At 69.5% G+C, this 17,218-nt stretch carries 17 protein-coding genes, 1 tRNA gene and 1 riboswitch; of the genes, 15 read left to right on the forward strand and 3 right to left on the reverse strand.

The window, feature by feature from the left end; translation table 11 throughout:
- Positions 1–107 precede the first annotated feature (107 nt).
- Positions 108–878, forward strand: coding sequence for a class I SAM-dependent methyltransferase (locus OHB24_RS30010; RefSeq protein WP_327634218.1), 771 nt, complete (start codon positions 108–110; stop codon positions 876–878).
- Here OHB24_RS30010 and OHB24_RS30015 read toward each other — a convergent pair.
- Both OHB24_RS30015 and OHB24_RS30020 read right to left on the reverse strand, forming a co-directional pair.
- Entirely contained in the window at positions 847–2,049 is a 1,203-nt protein-coding gene (locus OHB24_RS30015) for an RNA polymerase sigma factor (protein ID WP_327634219.1), read from the reverse strand. The genes OHB24_RS30010 and OHB24_RS30015 overlap by 32 nt on opposite strands.
- Positions 2,049–2,417 (reverse strand): YciI family protein, encoded by a 369-nt coding sequence (locus OHB24_RS30020; RefSeq protein ID WP_327634220.1) that lies wholly within the window; start codon positions 2,415–2,417, stop codon positions 2,049–2,051. The genes OHB24_RS30015 and OHB24_RS30020 overlap by 1 nt, the downstream gene beginning before the upstream one ends.
- A 193-nt stretch (positions 2,418–2,610) precedes the next feature.
- On the opposite strand from OHB24_RS30020, the gene OHB24_RS30025 reads away from it, so the two are divergent.
- The 14 genes from OHB24_RS30025 to OHB24_RS30090 all read left to right on the forward strand — a co-directional run bounded on the left by OHB24_RS30025 (position 2,611) and on the right by OHB24_RS30090 (position 16,050).
- Complete coding sequence (locus OHB24_RS30025) at positions 2,611–3,207, forward strand: CDP-alcohol phosphatidyltransferase family protein (protein WP_130379364.1); 597 nt, start codon at positions 2,611–2,613, stop codon at positions 3,205–3,207.
- On the forward strand, positions 3,204–4,046 hold the full coding sequence (locus OHB24_RS30030) for a DUF881 domain-containing protein (RefSeq protein WP_327634221.1): 843 nt from the start codon (positions 3,204–3,206) through the stop codon (positions 4,044–4,046). The genes OHB24_RS30025 and OHB24_RS30030 overlap by 4 nt, the downstream gene beginning before the upstream one ends.
- Positions 4,043–4,375: a small basic family protein gene (locus OHB24_RS30035; protein ID WP_130379362.1), complete on the forward strand. Its 333-nt coding sequence runs from the start codon at positions 4,043–4,045 to the stop codon at positions 4,373–4,375. Before OHB24_RS30030 ends, OHB24_RS30035 begins: the two co-directional genes overlap by 4 nt.
- A gap of 2 nt (positions 4,376–4,377) precedes the next feature.
- Positions 4,378–5,226, forward strand: a complete 849-nt coding sequence (locus OHB24_RS30040) for a DUF881 domain-containing protein (RefSeq protein WP_327634222.1) — start codon at positions 4,378–4,380, stop codon at positions 5,224–5,226.
- Positions 5,227–5,240: 14 nt separating this feature from the next.
- Positions 5,241–5,624 carry a glycine cleavage system protein GcvH gene (gene gcvH, locus OHB24_RS30045; protein ID WP_327634223.1) on the forward strand — a complete coding sequence of 128 codons (384 nt, stop codon included), beginning with the start codon at positions 5,241–5,243 and terminating at the stop codon, positions 5,622–5,624.
- 143 nt (positions 5,625–5,767) lie between these two features.
- The gene (locus tag OHB24_RS30050; RefSeq protein WP_327634224.1) at positions 5,768–6,310 is read left to right on the forward strand and encodes an FHA domain-containing protein; all 543 of its coding nucleotides are present in this window, start codon (positions 5,768–5,770) and stop codon (positions 6,308–6,310) included.
- Positions 6,297–7,028, forward strand: a complete 732-nt coding sequence (gene ftsR, locus OHB24_RS30055) for a transcriptional regulator FtsR (RefSeq protein ID WP_327634225.1) — start codon at positions 6,297–6,299, stop codon at positions 7,026–7,028. The genes OHB24_RS30050 and ftsR overlap by 14 nt, the downstream gene beginning before the upstream one ends.
- Positions 7,029–7,090: 62 nt before the next feature.
- Positions 7,091–7,585, forward strand: a complete 495-nt coding sequence (locus OHB24_RS30060; protein WP_130379352.1) for a bifunctional nuclease family protein — start codon at positions 7,091–7,093, stop codon at positions 7,583–7,585.
- Positions 7,586–7,881: 296 nt separating this feature from the next.
- Entirely contained in the window at positions 7,882–8,388 is a 507-nt protein-coding gene (locus OHB24_RS30065) for a MerR family transcriptional regulator (RefSeq protein WP_327641122.1), read from the forward strand.
- A 48-nt stretch (positions 8,389–8,436) separates the two neighbouring features.
- The gene (locus OHB24_RS30070; RefSeq protein WP_327634226.1) at positions 8,437–9,297 is read left to right on the forward strand and encodes a dihydrodipicolinate synthase family protein; all 861 of its coding nucleotides are present in this window, start codon (positions 8,437–8,439) and stop codon (positions 9,295–9,297) included.
- A gap of 15 nt (positions 9,298–9,312) precedes the next feature.
- Positions 9,313–9,402: riboswitch (glycine riboswitch) on the forward strand.
- A 72-nt stretch (positions 9,403–9,474) separates the two neighbouring features.
- Complete coding sequence (gene gcvP / locus OHB24_RS30075) at positions 9,475–12,315, forward strand: aminomethyl-transferring glycine dehydrogenase (protein ID WP_327634227.1); 2,841 nt, start codon at positions 9,475–9,477, stop codon at positions 12,313–12,315.
- A gap of 42 nt (positions 12,316–12,357) precedes the next feature.
- Positions 12,358–13,659 (forward strand): serine hydrolase domain-containing protein, encoded by a 1,302-nt coding sequence (locus OHB24_RS30080; protein WP_327634228.1) that lies wholly within the window; start codon positions 12,358–12,360, stop codon positions 13,657–13,659.
- A gap of 33 nt (positions 13,660–13,692) precedes the next feature.
- A tRNA-Ser gene (locus OHB24_RS30085) sits at positions 13,693–13,764 on the forward strand.
- 36 nt (positions 13,765–13,800) lie between these two features.
- The gene (locus OHB24_RS30090; RefSeq protein ID WP_327634229.1) at positions 13,801–16,050 is read left to right on the forward strand and encodes a hypothetical protein; all 2,250 of its coding nucleotides are present in this window, start codon (positions 13,801–13,803) and stop codon (positions 16,048–16,050) included.
- Here OHB24_RS30090 and OHB24_RS30095 read toward each other — a convergent pair.
- Positions 16,039–17,214: a tetratricopeptide repeat protein gene (locus tag OHB24_RS30095; RefSeq protein ID WP_327634230.1), complete on the reverse strand. Its 1,176-nt coding sequence runs from the start codon at positions 17,212–17,214 to the stop codon at positions 16,039–16,041. The genes OHB24_RS30090 and OHB24_RS30095 overlap by 12 nt on opposite strands.
- Positions 17,215–17,218 lie beyond the last annotated feature (4 nt).

Raw genomic sequence — 17,218 nt, forward strand, 5'->3', positions numbered from 1 at the left:
TAGGAAGCGCGTGTTTCAGCCGCGTGTTCGAAGGAGTCGGGCAGATTACGTCGGCCGGCAGCAGAAACCGGTGATCGGGCTGTACGGCGCGGTCTACGCTCCGAGACATGACTGAGCTTGCGGCGACGTTCCAGCACGAGGCAGTGGCGGAGGCCTATCAGCATCGGCCGCCGTACCCGGACGAGGTGTTCGATCGGCTCGTGCAGCTGCTCGCCGACGAGCCTCGGCGGGTGCTCGACATCGGCGCCGGCGAAGGCGCGATCGCTCGGCCGCTCGCGCCGCGGGTCGAGCACGTCGACGCGATCGACTTCTCGGCGCCGATGGTCGCGGCGGGCAAGCAGCGCCTGGGCGGCGATCACCCGAACCTCACCTGGCAGGTCAACCCGATCGAGACCGCAGACCTCGGCGGCCCGTACGCGCTGGTGACGGCCGGGGCGAGCATCCACTGGATGCCGTGGGAGGAGACGTTCGCGCGGATCGTCCCGCACCTGACCCCGAACGCCCAGCTCGTCGTCATCGAGCACGGCCCGGTGGACATGCCCTGGTGGCCCGGCGTCCTCCAGGCGACCCAGAAGCATTCGCGCAAGAAGAACCACGATCCGAACTACAGCGTCGTCGAGGCGATCCGGGAGCGCGGCCTGCTCGACCTGACAGGTACGGCGCGGACCGCGCCCGTCACCTACCACCAGAAGGTCGCGGACTACGTCGAGCAGTTCCACTCGACGTCGAGCCTGGCGCGCGACCTGATGAGCACCGAGGAAGCCGCCGACTTCGACGCGATCGTCGAGGAAGCAGTCCGCCCGTACGCGAAGGACGGCCTGCTGGAGCTGACGATCCAGGCCGAGCTCAGCTGGGGCCGGCCGAAGACCGCAGGCTAGCCGCGCGTGCCTGCAGGTAGCGCTGCTCGGGAAGACTCTGGGTGAGCTGCGCGGCGAGCTCGTACGCCGACCGCGCGGCAACCCCTTCGCCGGACAGCTCGAGCAGATGGGCACGGACCGCCGCCAGCCGGTGGTGCTCCTTCAACGCCGGATCCACGGTGTCGAGCAACGTCAGGCCGGCGGCCGGGCCGTGCACCATCGCGACCGCGACGATCCGGTTCAGCGTCACCATCGGACCCGGCGCGGTCGCCTCGAGCAGTTCGTACAGCATCAGGATCTCGCGCCAGTCGGTCTCGTCGGCGTCGGCCGCCGAGTCGTGGACCGCGGCGATCGCCGCCTGCAGCTGGTACGGCCCGACCGGCGCCGACCGCAGCGTCGACTCGATCAACTCGGTGCCCTCGGCAATCGCCGCGGCATCCCACAACGACCGGTCCTGCTCCGGCAACGGCACCAGCGCCCCGTCGTCCGTCGTACGGGCGGGCCGTCGCGCGTCGGTCAGCAGCATCAACGCGAGCAACCCGGCCACCTCGCCCTCAGCCGGCAACGAAGCACGCAGTTGGCGCGTCAAGCGGATCGCCTCCGCGCTCAGCTCGACCCGGTGCAGCGACGTACCGGAGGAGGCTGTGTAGCCCTCGTTGAAGACGAGATAGAGCACATGCAGTATGGCGGCCAGCCGCTCGGGCTGCTCCGCCGCCGGCGGCATCGCGAACCGCGCATCCTGGAGCTTCGCCTTCGCCCGGCTGATCCGCTGCCCGATCGTTGCCTCCGGCACCAGAAACGCCCGCGCGATCTCACCGGTCGTCAACCCGCCGACGGCGCGTAGCGTGAGCGCCACCTGCGACTGCGGCGTCAGCGCCGGATGACAGCACAGCATCAGCAGCGTCAGCGAGTCGTCCTCCGACGACGCGGGGTCCGGGGGAGTCCACGACGCGACGGTCTCTTCGCGCCGGGTCCGGGCCGCCTCGTTCCGCAGTACCTCGATCCGACGCCGCGACGCGACCGTGATCAGCCAGCTGCGCGGATTGGCCGGAACACCTTCATCCGGCCACTGCAACGACGCGGCCAGCAGGGCCTCTTGTACGGCGTCCTCGCACGCGTCGAAGTCGCCGTACCGCCGGACCAGCGCGCCGAGCACCTGTGGCGCCTGCTCCCGGAGCAGCTCCTCGAGCATCAGCTGAACGCGCTGAGGTCTCGTACGGGACGAACTTCCACGACGCTGAACGGCGCCTCCGGGATCTGCGCGACGATCTCCACCGCACGGTCCATCGAGTCGCACTCCAGCAGGTAGAAGCCGGCCAACTGCTCCTTCACCTCGGCGAACGGGCCGTCCGTCGTCATCGGCTTGCCGTCGCGGACCAGGACCTGCTTGGTCAGCTCCGGGGCGTCGAGCGACTCCGACGCGACCAGCTCACCGTGCACGGCGAGCGCCTCGTGCAGAGCGGCGTACCCGGCCATACCTTCCTTCTTCTGCTCGTCGGTCAGGGAGTCCCAAACCGCGCGGGACTCCGGGTTGCCGTAGATCAGTACCAGGAACCTCATCTGCTCAGGGTAAGCATCACCCTTGGGTATCGATCGGGTCACCGGTTCGTCGCAGGCGTAGCGGCCGGGGAAGCAGCGCGTTCTGGTATCAGGGGAAAGTAGGGACCTGCCCCCGGGACGCCGGGCGTAAACCTGTCGGGGCACCCCAGTACAGTTACGACGGGTATCCAGGGTGGAGAGAGGGAGGGGTCGCGTGCCGGACTTGGAAGTGTCCGACCGGGTGTGGACGATCCCGAACGCGCTCAGCTTCCTGAGGTTGCTGGGGGTGCCGCTGTTCCTGTGGCTGGTCCTCGGACCCAAGGAGGACGGCTGGGCACTGCTCGTGCTGGCGATCTCCGGGTTCACCGACTGGGCCGACGGCCAGATCGCCCGGCGGATGAACCAGACCAGTCGCCTGGGTCAGATGCTCGATCCGGTGGCCGACCGGCTCTACATCTTCGCGACCGTCATCGGCCTGGCGTTGCGCGACATCATCCCCTGGTGGCTGGCGATCGCGCTGCCGCTGCGGGACCTGCTGCTCACCTTCACGCTGCCGGCCCTGCACCGCCGCGGTTTCAACGCGCTGCCGGTGCACTTCCTCGGCAAGTCCGCCACGTTCTGCCTGCTGTACGCGTTCCCGCTGCTCCTGCTCGGCGACGGCGACAGCACCCTCAACCTGCTCGCCCGCGTGTTCGGCTGGGCGTTCGCGATCTGGGGGACCGGTCTGTACTACTGGGCCGGCGCGCTGTACTTCGCCCAGCTGCGGCACCTGATCCAGACGGTCAAACCGATCAAGGACTCGGCCGGGTGACCCAGCAAGCCCCCGAGCAGACGACACCGAAGCCGCGACGCGTCGACGCGTCGATGTCACTGCTGAACAACCTGATCGCGCACCCCCTCGACGAGGGGTACGCCGTCGCGGCCCGGACGGGCACCGCCAGCAAACAGACCCGGTCCCGGCACCGGGTGATGCTGGTCGTGGCCGCCGCCGTGCTCGGCTTCCTGCTCGCGGTCGCCGCCGCGCAGAACTACCGCAGCGCGCCCGAGGCGGAGAAGCAGCGCAAAGAGCTGATCACCCGCATCAACCAGGCCGACAACCGGCTGACCGAGCTGCGCAACAACCAGTCCCGGCTCGCCGACGAGGTACGCCGATTGCAGGCGAGCGGCCTGAGCAACGACAGTACGGGCGCCGCGCTGCAGCAGAAGCTCGACGACCTCGAGCTGCAGACCGGCGTGATCGCCGCCACCGGCCCGGGCATCAAAGCGGTGATCGACGACGCCAAGAACGCCGACGCGAAGGAAGGCCGGCTGCTCGACGTCGACCTGCAGCAACTGGTCAACGGCCTGTGGACGTCCGGCGCGGAGGCGATCTCGGTGAACGGTCACCGGATCACGTCGCTGACCGCGATCCGCGGTGCGGGCAGCGCCATCACCGTTGACTACAGTTCGCTGACCCCGCCGTACACGGTGCTCGCGATCGGGGACACCGCGACCATGCCGGCCCGGTTCGCACAGAGCTCGGGCGGGCAGTGGGTGCAGTACCTGGTGAGCAACTTCGATGTCCGGATGACGATCACGACGGAGGACTCCTTGCTGGTGCCGGCCGATGCGACCATCGCGTTGCGCTACGCGAAGGTGAGAACGAGATGATCGCCGTACTCGGGCTGGTGATCGGTGTCGTCGTCGGTCTGCTGGTGGCGCCCGACGTACCGGACTGGGCGCAGCCGTACCTGCCGATCGCGGTGGTGGCGGCGCTGGACGCGGTGTTCGGCGCGCTGCGCGCGTTCCTGGACGGGATCTTCGACGACAAGGTGTTCGTCGTGTCGTTCGTGTCCAACGTGCTGATCGCGGCCCTGATCGTGTACCTGGGCGACCAGCTCGGCGTCGGCTCGCAGCTGTCCACCGGTGTGGTCGTCGTGCTCGGCATCCGCATCTTCACCAACATGGCCGCGATCCGCCGGCACATCTTCCGGGCCTGATCATGAGCGACGAGAAGCCGGAGAAGCCGGAACAGCCGGAGAAGGCTGAGCAGTCTGAGAAGTCTGTGGTCGAGCCGCCGCAGCCGCAGACCCCGACGCCGATGCCGAAGCCCAGGACGCCGAACCTGGCGCTGCGCCGGTTGCGGGCCGGGTTCAAGCCGTCCCGCGGTCAGGCGATCGTCGCCGTCGTGCTCGCCCTGGTGGCCTGTGTCGCGGTCGTGCAGGTCCGGGTGAACCGGGCCGACGACGGCTACCAGAACGCCCGCCGTGAGGACCTAATCGCGATCCTCGACGGCCTCGGGCAGAACACCCGGCGGCTGGAGGGCGAGATCGCCGACCTGGAGGAGCGGAAGAACTCGCTGTCCTCCAGTGCCGACAAGGCGCAGACCGCCCGCGAGCAGGCGGAGGCCCAGGTCCGCACCCTCGGCATCCTGGCCGGTACGCTGCCCGCGCAGGGCCCGGGGGTCCGGATCACGCTGAACGACCCGCAGGGCAAGATGACGTCGAGCAACCTGCTGGACGCGATCGAGGAACTGCGGGACGCCGGCGCCGAGGCCGTCCAGATCAACGGAGCGGTCCGGGTGGTGGCCAGCACCGACTTCGTGGACGACGCCCCGGGGATCAGCATCGACGGCCAGAAGGTGAACTCGCCGTACGTGATCGAGGCGATCGGCGAGTCCCACAACCTGTCCGAGGCGGCGAACTTCCCGGGCGGTCTGGTCAGCGAGGTGACCGGCCCGCAGGTCGGCGGGACCGCCGAGGTCATCGAGCTCGAGAACGTCGCGATCACTGCCTTGCACGCGCCGGAGGAGCATCGTTACGCTCGCCCGGCGCCCAGCCCCACGAAGTAGAAACGAGGACAAAGGTGTACCCCGAAGACCTGAAGTACACGGCCGAGCACGAGTGGCTGAAGGCCGGCGAGGAAGGACCCGTGCGGGTCGGCATCACCGACTTCGCGCAGGACCAGCTCGGTGACATCGTGTATGTGCAGCTGCCCGACGTCGGCGCCGTGGTGCGGGCCGGCGACGCCTGTGGCGAGCTGGAGTCGACCAAGAGCGTGAGCGACCTGTTCGCCCCGGTGAACGGCACCGTGACCGCCGTCAACGAGGCGCTCGCCGACCAGCCGGACCTGGTGAACAGCGACCCGTACGGCGAGGGCTGGCTGCTCGACATCGACGTCGAGGACGCCGCCGAGGTGGCCGCGTTGATGGACGCCGAGGCCTACCAGGGCCAGCTCGACCAAGGCTGAACCAGGGCTGATAAGTTACGGACCTCAAGCGCTGGTCGAGGGTTGAGGTCCCCTCTCTTTTGTTCCACAGCGTCACACTGTTACCAGGCCACGGGGTCTATCGAAAACGTCGCCGGACCACCGGCGATCGGGAGGATCACAGCATGCCGTTCTGCAACCAGTGCGGGCACGAGAACTCCGAGGGCAGCCGGTTCTGCTCGCAGTGCGGAGCGATGCTGCCTGGCGCGGACCGCCCGGCGGCAGCCCCGGCGAACCCTCAGCCGACGCCGCAGCCGGGTGTCACCGACACGGCGATGCTGACCCCGATCGGCGCCGAGCCGGAGCCGGAGCGCACCGGTGAGCCGCTGTCCGCCGACGACGCGGCCGCGGTCGGCGCGCTGCCGGCCGGGTCCGCCCTGCTGATCGTCCAGCGCGGGCCGAACGCGGGCAGCCGGTTCCTGCTCGACGTCGAGGTGGTCACCGCCGGCCGGCACCCGGACAGCGACATCTTCCTCGACGACGTGACGGTGTCGCGCCGGCACGCCGAGTTCCGTCGCGACCCGCACGGTGTGAAGGTCCGCGACGTCGGCAGCCTGAACGGCACGTACGTCAACCGCGACCGGATCGACGAGGTTCAGCTGACCAACGGCGACGAGGTCCAGATCGGTAAGTACCGGCTGGTCTACTACGCCAGTGGCCAGGTCTGATCCGAGCGCCCCTGAGCCCACCGGCACTGAGCCCACTGGGCCTGCGGGCGGCCGCGGCATCGGAGAGGTGCTGCAGGTCCTGCAGGCCGAGTTCGCCGACGTCACGATCTCCAAGATCCGCTTCCTGGAGGCCGAGGGGCTGGTGACGCCGGCCCGGACGGCGTCCGGCTACCGCAAGTTCAGTGCCGCCGACCTCGACCGGTTGCGGTACGTGCTGACCGCGCAACGCGACCAGTACCTGCCGCTGAAAGTGATCAAGGAACACCTCGGTGCGATCGACCGCGGTCTGCAGCCGTCCGCTGCCGGTCCGCCGGTCGCGCCGAGTTCGTTGCCGCAGACACCGGGGCAGCCGGTCGCTGAGGATTTCGGCGACTTCGGTGCCGCGAGCACCGAGCTGCGGCTGACCCGGGACGAGCTGCTGGCCGCTGCCGGCGTACCGTCCGGACTGCTCGACGAGCTGGAGAGTCACGGCCTGGTGGTAGCCAGCGGCAACCACTACGGCGGCGACGCGATCGTGATCGCGCAGGTCGCGGCCGAGTTGGCGGCGTACGGCCTCGAACCGCGGCACCTGCGGGCGTTCCGTACGGCGGCGGACCGCGAGGTCGGCCTGATCGAACAGGTCACCGGCCCCCGCCGTACCGAACAGACCGGCGAGCTGGCGGCGCTCACCGTCCGTCTGCACACCGCCCTGGTCCGCTCCCGGCTCCCGCGTTCGTAACGCTGTCCACAGCGAACCCCCGTGGGCCTACTCGGGGCTTCCCCTCGGAGTAGGCTGAACGTGTGCGCGAAGTCGACGTGGTCGGAGTCCGGGTGGAGATGCCCTCGAGTCAGCCGATCGTGCTGCTGAAAGAGGTCGGAGGTGAGCGATACCTGCCGATCTGGATCGGTGCTGCCGAGGCGAGCGCGATCGCCTTCGCCCAGCAGGGCATGGAGCCGCCCCGGCCGCTGACCCACGACCTGTTCGCGGAGACCATCCGCGTCCTCGGGCACACCCTCAGCCAGGTCCGGATCGTGAACCTGACCGACGGCATCTTCGAGGCGATCCTGGTGTTCGACGACAAGACCGAGATCTCGGCGCGGCCGTCGGACTCGATCGCGATCGCGCTGCGGACCGGGACGCCGGTGTTCTGCGCCGACGAGATCCTCGCCGAGGCCGGCATCCCGGTCCCGGAGAGTGAGACGGACGGCGCCGACGAAGTGCAGGAAGAAGAGGAGGTCGAGCGGTTCCGGGAGTTCCTCGACCAGGTGACTCCGGAGGACTTCGACAAGAGCTGACCAGCGCCCAGAAGATGAGCCAGAACGCTAGGTAACGATTCGTACGACGGTCGCGACACGCTCTCGGCTCGATGCGGTTGTCGTTGACCCTGTTCGGGCGGCGGCTTACCGTGAAGAAGTCGTGGGGTGCTGTCACTCCACGGAGATGGCTCGTTCCAGTCGGTATCCAGGGAGGCTCAGGCGTGACACGCACCGGGGACACGGATCTGACGGCGCAGTCGACGTCCGACGCGCACGCAGAGGCGGCCGCCACCGCCGGCGTTCAGGGTCTGCTGTTCGACGACGACCTGCGGCCGATGCCGGAGGACGTCGGGTTCCGAGGTCCGACGGCCTGCGCCGCGGCCGGGATCACCTACCGGCAGCTCGACTACTGGGCCCGCACCGGCCTGGTCTCCCCGTCCGTCCGCCCGGCGACCGGCTCGGGGACGCAACGGTTGTACGGTTTCCGTGACGTGCTGTTGCTGAAAGTGATCAAGCGGCTGCTGGACGCCGGGATCTCGCTGCAGCAGATCCGGACCGCGATCGCGCACCTCAGCAAGCGCGGCTTCGACGACCTGACTCAGATCACGCTGATGAGCGACGGCGCGTCGGTCTACATGTGCTCGTCGCCCGACGAGGTCATCGACCTGCTGGCCGGCGGCCAGGGCGTGTTCGGGATCGCGCTCGGCGGCGTCTGGCGCGAGGTAGAGGGTTCGCTGTCCGAACTCCCGACCGAGCGCGCCGACGGCCACGACGACGGCGACTCCGAAGGCCACACCGGCGACGAACTCGCCGCCCGCCGCCGCGCCCGCATGACCGGCTGATCCAGCTTCTTCTCTGTGCGCCCACTCACTGCAGCCTCGCTTCGCGGTGTGTGGGCCACTTTGTTGTTACCCCTGAACGCCGACGACTCGATCGACTTCACCCGCCTGGAGTCCCAGGCCGAGGTGCTCGGCGGCAGTCAGCTGGACGGGTTGTACGCCCACGGGACGGCGGGGGAGTTCCAGACCCTGACCGAGGACGAGTTCGACCGGATCAACGAACTCCTCGCCGCAGCGGGCAAGCCGTTCCAGATCGGTGCCGGCCATCCGTCGGCCCAGGTCCAGCTGTCCCGCGTCCGCCGCGCGGCTGCCCTGCATCCTGGCGCGATCCAGGTGATCGTCCCGGACTGGCTTCCGCTGAATCCCCACGAAGTACTCGACTTCCTCCGGCGGACCGCCGAGGCGGCCGGTGACGTGCCGCTTGTGCTCTACAACCCGCCGCATGCGAAGACCGCCATCGGGCCGCGGCAGCTGGGTGAGCTGGCTGCGGCGGTGCCGAGTCTGATCGGGTTGAAGACCGCCGGCGGCGACAAGAGGTGGTTCGACGAGGCGACGCGGTCGGGGCTGGCGATCTTCGTGCCAGGGCACTTTCTGGCGAGTATGTCGTTACTCGGTGCACACGGCAGCTACTCGAACGTGGCAGCGCTCTCGCCGAACGGCTCCGTCAGGTACGCGACGGATCTGGACGTCGAGCGCCGCATCGGTGAGTTCTTCGCGGCCCACGTCGTACCACTGCAGAAGGCCGGACTGTCGAACCCGGCGCTGGACAAGTTCCTGGCCGCAGTCGGGGACTGGGCCGACGTCGGTACCCGGGTGCGGTGGCCGATGCAGTCGGCGGCGGTGGAGCAGGTTGGGGCGGCGCGGTCGGTGGTGCGGAGCCTGCTGCCGGAACTGTTCGGGGATTCCTGGTAGCCTCGACTCAGCCGTTCACAGCACTCGGGAGAGACCCGCGTTGTCGGGCGCCGAAGGGGCAATTCCTCCCCGGAACCTCTCAGGCCCATGGACCGAGTGTCGCAGGCGACTCTGGAGCGCAGCGCGCGTGACAGAGGGGGAGGCCACCGGCAGCGACAGTCAGCATCGGAGCCTCTAGTGAACGACACCCCTCAGCTTTCGGCGACGTTCGCCGACCGGCACATCGGTCCGCGCCCGGACGAGATCGCCCGGATGGTCCAGGTCCTTGGGTACGACGACGTCGACGCGCTGGTCGACGACGCGGTCCCGGCCTCGATCCGCTCCGCCGAGGCGCTGCGGCTGCCTGAACCGGCCTCCGAGGTCGACGCGCTGACCGAGCTTCGTCAGCTCGCGGCCCGCAACACCGTCGCCACCTCGATGATCGGCCAGGGGTACTACGGCACCTTCACACCGTCCGTGATCGTCCGCCGCCTGGTCGAGAACCCGGCCTGGTACACGGCATACACGCCGTACCAGCCGGAGATCTCCCAGGGCCGGCTCGAAGCGCTGCTGAACTTCCAGACCGTGGTCTCCGACCTGACCGGGCTGCCGACCGCGAACGCGTCGCTGCTCGACGAGGGCACCGCGGCCGCCGAGGCGATGACGCTCGCGCACCGCTCGAACAAGAAGAGCAAGTCCGACCGTTTCCTGGTCGACGCCGACACCTTCGCCCAGACGATCGCGGTCGTGCAGACCCGCGCGGAGGCGCTCGGTATCGAGGTCGTCGTCGCCGACACCACCGACGGTCTGCCCGAGGGCGACTTCTTCGGCCTCCTCGTGCAGTACCCGGGGTCCAATGGCGCCGTCCGCGACCTCAAGCCGCTGATCGAGGCGGCGCACGGGCGCGACACGTTGGTTGCCGTGGCCTCCGATCTGCTCGCGCTGACGGTGCTCGAAGCGCCGGGCGAGGCGGGCGCCGACATCGTCATCGGCTCGTCGCAGCGCTTCGGCGTACCGCTGTTCTACGGCGGCCCGCACGCCGGCTTCATGTCGGTCCGGTCCGGCCTGGAGCGGTCGTTGCCCGGTCGTCTCGTCGGCGTCTCGGTCGACGCGGACGGCGCCCCGGCGTACCGGCTGGCGTTGCAGACCCGTGAGCAGCACATCCGTCGCGAGAAGGCGACGTCGAACATCTGTACGGCGCAGGTCCTGCTGGCCGTCGTCGCGTCGATGTACGCCGTGTACCACGGGCCGGACGGTCTGAAGGCGATCGCCCAGCGCGTCCACGACAACGCAGGCAAGCTGGCCGCGTCACTGCGTGCGGGTGGGGTCGAGGTCGTGCACGACGACTTCTTCGACACCGTCCTCGCCCGGGTCCCGGGCCGCGCCGCCGACGTGGTGGACGCCGCCCGGCAGAACGGGATCTGGCTGCGGCTCGTCGACGCGGACCACGTCGGCATCTCCTGCGACGAGAAGACCGACGTCGCCACCCTCACCCGCGTCTGCCAGTCCTTCGGCGTGCAGTACGACGACACGCTCGAGGCTGCTGCTCTGAGCGTGCCGCGGACGACGGAGTACCTGACGCACCCGGTGTTCAACACGCACCGGTCCGAGACGGCGATGCTGCGGTACCTGCGCAAGCTGTCCGACAAGGACTACGCGCTGGACCGAGGCATGATCCCGCTCGGGTCCTGCACGATGAAGCTGAACGCCACCACCGAGATGGAGCCGGTCACCTGGCCGGAGTTCTCCGACGTGCACCCGTTCGCGCCGATCGAGGACGCGGCCGGGTACGTGAAGCTGATCGGTCAGCTGGAGCGCTGGCTGGCCGAGGTCACCGGGTACGCGAAGGTGTCGATCCAGCCGAACGCGGGCTCGCAGGGTGAACTGGCCGGTCTGCTGGCGATCCGCGGGTACCACCACGCGCAGGGCGATCAGGAGCGCAACGTCTGCCTGATCCCGGCCAGCGCGCACGGTACGAACGCCGCCTCCGCCGTGATGGCCGGCATGAAGGTCGTTGTCGTCAAGGGCAACGACGACGGCACGATCGACCTCGACGACCTGCGCGCGAAGGCTTCCGAGCACGCGGCGAAGCTCGCGGCGATCATGATCACGTACCCGTCCACGCACGGTGTGTACGAGGAGAGCGTCCGCGAGGTCTGCCAGATCGTGCACGACCACGGCGGTCAGGTGTACGTCGACGGCGCGAACCTGAACGCCCTGCTCGGGCTCGCGAAGCCGGGCGAGTTCGGCGGCGACGTCAGCCACCTGAACCTGCACAAGACGTTCTGCATCCCGCACGGCGGCGGCGGCCCGGGTGTCGGCCCGGTCGCGGTCGCGGCGCACCTGGCGCCGTACCTGCCGAACCACCCGCTGCTCGACCAGGCCGGTCCGGACTCCGGCGTCGGACCGATCAGCGCGGCGCCGTTCGGCTCGGCCGGTGTGCTGGCGATCTCGTGGGCCTACATCCGGATGATGGGCGCCGAGGGGCTGACCGCGGCGACGAAGGCCGCCGTACTGACCGCGAACTACGTGGCGAAGCGGCTCGAGGGCGCGTTCCCGGTGCTCTACACCGGCGAGAACGGCCTGGTCGCGCACGAGTGCATCCTGGACCTGCGGCCGATGACCAAGGAGACCGGGATCAGCGTCGACGACGTCGCGAAGCGGCTGATCGACTACGGCTTCCACGCGCCGACGATGTCGTTCCCGGTCGCGGGCACGCTGATGGTCGAGCCGACCGAGTCCGAGGACCTCGGCGAACTCGATCGTTTCTGCGACGCGATGATCGCGATCCGGCACGAGATCGACCGGGTCGCCGCGGGCGAGTGGCCGGCCGCCGACAACCCGTTGGTGAACGCGCCGCACACCGCGGAGTCGGTCATCAACGACAAGTGGGAGCACGCCTACACCCGCGAAGACGCCGCCTTCCCGCGCTCGGTCGACCGCGCCTCGAAGTACTGGCCGCCGGTCCGCCGCATCGACGGCGCGTACGGCGACCGCAACCTGATCTGCTCCTGCCCTGCACCGGAGGCCTTCGAGTAAGCCGGGCATACTGGTCTGTCCACGACCTGCCTGGAGACTCCGTTGACTGACCTACGTCCGGACACCGCCGCTGCCCTGTTCGCCGAGATCGCGACAGCGCAGGGGGAGTGGAAGCTGCCGTCGGTGAATGCCGGCGTGCTGCGGGACGGCGAGTTGGTGTGGACCGGCGCGCGTGGCCGGTTCGCGACGGCCGACGGGGCGTTACCGGGGGCGGACGTGCAGTACCGGATCGGGTCGATCACGAAGACGATGACGGCGCTCCTGGTCATGCAGTGCCGGGACGACGGGTTGCTGTCGCTGAACGATGCCGTCGGCAAGCATCTGCCCGGGATCGCGTACGGGGACCTGTCGATCCGGCACCTGCTCGCGCACAGCGGCGGCATGAACGCGGAGCCCGAGGGGCCTTGGTGGGAACGGAATCCGGGCGTCACGTTCGACGAGCTGACCGCGGCGATGAACGACTCGCAGGCGGCCGGCCCGGCGGATCGGCGGCACCACTACTCGAACCTCGGCTACGGCCTGCTCGGCGAGATCGTCGCCCGGCTCCGGAGCGAGTCGTGGATCGAGCTCGTCCAGGCCCGGATCCTGGATCCGCTCGAGATGCGGCGTACGACGTACTTCCCGGAAGGCCCGGCCGCCGACGGGTTCTCGGTGCACCCGTTCAGCGGGCAGCTGGATCCGGAGCCGGCATACGACTCGGGTGCGATGTCGCCGGCGGGGCAGCTCTGGAGCACGATCGAGGACCTGGCGCGGTACGCGGCGTTCTGGATCGACCCGGTGCCCGAGGTGCTGAGCCGGGAGTCGGTCGAGGAGATGGCGGCGCCGGTCGCGTCGGATCCGCGGGAGGGACTGAACGCGTCGTACGGGCTCGGGTTGCGACTTATCGCGGACGATCCGCATCTGCTGATCGGTCACACCGGTTCGATGCCGGGCTTCCTCGCCGGCCTGTTCGTCGATCGGGTCCGCCGGATCGGTGCGGTGACGCTGGGCAACGCGACGTACGGCCGGGTGGCCTCGCTGGCGCCCGACCTGGTCCGCATCCTGACCCGGTACGAGCCGCCGATCACGCAGGAGTGGGTGCCCGAGCCGACGCTGGCCCAAGGCACCGACCTGCTCGGCCACTGGTACTGGGGCAACACGCCGCTGACGATCTCCGTCTGCGGCGGAATCCTGCAACTCTCCGGCGGCCTCACGACCCGCCTGTCGCCGCTCGCCCCCGACCTCTACCAGGGCCGGGACGGCTACCTGGCCGGCGAAAAACTCCACGTGATCCGCGCCGGCGACACCGTCACCCACCTGAATGTCGCCACGTTTGTCCTCACCAGAACCCCGTACGGTCGTTAGGCTGTAGCGAAGTTGCTGATACTGCCTAGACCACATGGAGTAGATCAGGGGTAGATCACCCGGCTGCTTACCGGGAGGGCGCAGGTTCGAGTCCTGCCTCCATGTCGAAGCGCTGTTCCATCCAGAGAACGGGGGTTCCGGATGTACGCGACGGGCCGGCTCCAGCACGCGCTCCAACGGGCGCTGGTTGCGGACGATCCAGCGGTACGCCGGCGCGCCGCGGTCCGGGTTGATGCCTGGCGCAACGTTCTCGAGGGGATGGCGTCCGGACGGCTGACGATCGGGTCGCGGACTCCGGTCGCCGACACGCCCGCGTGGGTGACGCTCGAAGTGGTGACCGGAGGGTTCGCGACCGGCCGGTACGTGGCGGAGTCGCCGCCGAGTGCCGACGAGCTCGCGCGGCTGCCGGTGAACGCGCCGGGGGAGACAGACCGGGAACGGCTCAATCTCTGGTATCTCGGTGACGAAGGGCTCGCGGAGCTGGGGCAGGGCCTGCGCGCCGGGCGCTGCCGCGTCGACGTACCGGAGGAGTCGGCGCTGCTGGTGGTCGCGTGGCTGCTCGAGAACGGGCACTTCGCCGCTGCGCTCGACCTGGTGGCCGAGCTGCGCCCGCTGATGCACCGGCTCCGTTTCACCCCGACGTTCGGTCCGTCGTCGGCGCCGTCCGGGGCGGTGGTACGGCGGCAGTCGGTGGACGAGGTCCGTGCTCAGTTGCGGCAGGCAACGGTGCCGCCGCGGATCGCCGCGATGCGGGAGACCCTTCAGGTCTGGCACCCGCTCCATGACCGGCTGGTGGCGCTGTGGTGCGACACGGTCGACGGTGACCTCCCGGAGCTGATTTCCGGTGCAGTGAGCGGTGGCTGGCCGTGCCGGGTCTGGCCGGACGACTGGGAGGAACGGCGTCGCCAGTGGCTGGACGACTACGCGACCGCGGCCGAGCTGCACCATGCGCGGGCCCCGAAGAGCAACTTCGCGCGGCTGCAGTCGGCGCTCGAGCGCTGTCCCGTCGACAGCTCGGCCCTGACCGGTCGTGAGGTCGGGTGGATCCGGCGCGCGCTGGCGAACACGATCAGCGCCCATGGCGCACCAGGATCCGAGGCCCGCGCGGCCTTGCGTACGACGCAGTACGAGATGGCGGCGCGGCCGACGTACGCGACCTTGGCGCACGTGCTGAGTACGCGGCTGGACCGGTTCCCGCGGGACGGCGGGCTGCCCGCGCTCGATCCGATCGCCGGCGACGTCGACGGCGCGGAGCTTCCGGCGGTCGCCGGCGTGGCGATGCCGCCGCACCTGCTGGCGAAGGCGGCTAGGGCGTTGGAGGCGCCGATCGGGGAGCTGGTGGATCGCGGTGTCATCGGCTCTGGGGAGGTGCTCGCCGAGGTGCTGCCACAGGTCACGTCCCAGTTGCTGGCGGCGAACATCGGGGATCCGGTGCTCGCCTCGGTCTATGCGCAGACCTACGCGGCGTTCCGCCGTCGGCGCAGTCTGCTGCTGCTGAACCTCGAACACCAGGTGCGATTCGACGAGCTGCCGTGGGTCTCCGCCGTCGCGCCGTACCGCGACCGCTCTCAGAAGGCGACGCGGGCCGCCGCGCAGACGCTGCGGGAGACCACCGCGGTCGCGCTCGGCGCGTTCCCGCAGACGATTTTGCCGAACCCGCTTGTCCGCGAGTTCCGCGCGCTGGTCAGCCAGGCCGACCTCGGACTGCCACTCGTCGAGGAGGTCGCCGCCGACATCTTCATGGGCACGTTCACCGCGAAGTGGCGGGAGGCGGCGGCGGTCGCGAGCCGGGTGCTGTCCGGGACGCTGTACGCGCGCTACTACGACCTGCCCACCGCGTGGCCGGCCGCGGAGCAGCGTTCGCGGATCCGCTGGCGCAAGGTGACAGCCGACGACTTCGCGGAGGCCTGCCGTCGGCGTGCGGCCGAGGCCCACACGTCACAGACTCCCGGGTACGTCGCTCAGAACGGGACGGTGCTGGAGCAGAGCCAGATCCTGACCTCGCACAACCTCGCCGTACTGGTCGAGGCACTCGACCTGACCGACTGGCTCCGCGAGGCCGCCCCCGAGCTCGCGGACCGCGCGTTCAGCTGGGCGATCCAGCGTCAGACCCAGCCGGTCTCGACCTGGATCAGCGGACTGCAGGGCCTGAAGAACACGGCGTACGCGTGGCGGCAGGGGATCTTCTTCCTCAGCTACTGCGACCCGGTCAACGTGCTCGACAAGCTGGAGGACCGGGCGCGCGTCCTCGGCCCGCGCTTCGAGCCGGTCGTCACCGGGCTGCTGGACGTGGCCGCGGGTGACCGCTTCGACCCCGCAGGCCGCACGAGTCGGGGTGGCCGGCGCCTACTGGGCTGGAGCGCCGGGCCCCACTGGTGCTCACTGCTCTGACACCCTCCGCAGCCCGGAGAGCTCGTCCTCGAGCGGCCGGGCTTCCTCGTGCCTGCCCAGCGCGCGCAGTGTGCGGATCACCGGCGGCAGAGCCGCCTCCACTCCTCCCGGGTGGTCGGCGGCGCGGTGCACTGCCAAGGCGTCCTCGTACGCCACCAGCGCTTCGTCGAGCCGGTGCATGTCCTGCAGATCGTCTCCGAGCAGGCCGAGCGCCCAGGTGAGTCTCTCGAGGGACTTTTCGTGCGGGTCGTCGGACTGATGGTCGGCGCGGAGTGTGGCCACCACTGCCTCGTCGAGAAGCGCGGACTGGTCGTACCGTTGAAGTTCTCGGAGGCTGCTGGCCAGATTGAGCTGGAAACCGACGACATCGTCCGGATCGACCGCGCCCCGCAGCGCTTCGGCATAGCTCGCGCGGGCCAGCTCATGCTCGTTGAGCTGGGTCAGGCAGTGTCCCAGTTCGGTCAGTGCGGTCAGGAGCTTGTCGCCTGATGCGAGGTGCCGGTGGATCCGTACGACTTCTTCGAGCAGCGGCCGGGCAGCGGCGTACTCGCTCCGCTCCAGGTGGCGTTCGGCGACGATCGCCAGGGAGCGCGCCTGGTTCCGGTTGGCCTCGCCGGCAAGCTCGGTGCGCAGTGCGAGCAGTTCGTCCGCCTCGTGTCCGACCGGGCTGTCGGGGAACTCGGACAGACTGCATTCGACAAGCTCGAGAGCACGGTCGAGCTGTGGCCGGCCGGCGTCCACGACCCGGCAGACGGCGACCGCCTCCTCGGCGACCACCAGCGCGTCATCGTGCCGCCCGAGCTGCGTCAGCACTGTCCACTGCGCGATCAGCGCGTGGCCGGTGTAACTGGTCTGTCCGGGATCGAGGAAGGCGAGCTGCCGGACGTGGCCGACCTGACTGGCGATGTGCTCGGCGGAATCCTCGAGCCGCCCTTCGCGATAACTCTTCGTGGCCTGCTTGCTGTCGTGGAAGGCCGACACGGTGTGCCAACTTTTGCCCATGCGTCGAGTGATGGCCGAGCACAGGTAGACGGCCAGCCCTAGCGTGACCAGTCCGTGCCCGTACCTCCACCCTGTGATCCAGCCGATTCCGCCGAGGATCACAGCGACCGCCCCGACGGTTTGAACTGCACTGCGGATGTACAGCTCGCGCAGGCTCCTCATGGCC

It is taken from the genome of Kribbella sp. NBC_00482 (assembly GCF_036013725.1).
Classification (GTDB): Bacteria; Actinomycetota; Actinomycetes; order Propionibacteriales; family Kribbellaceae; genus Kribbella.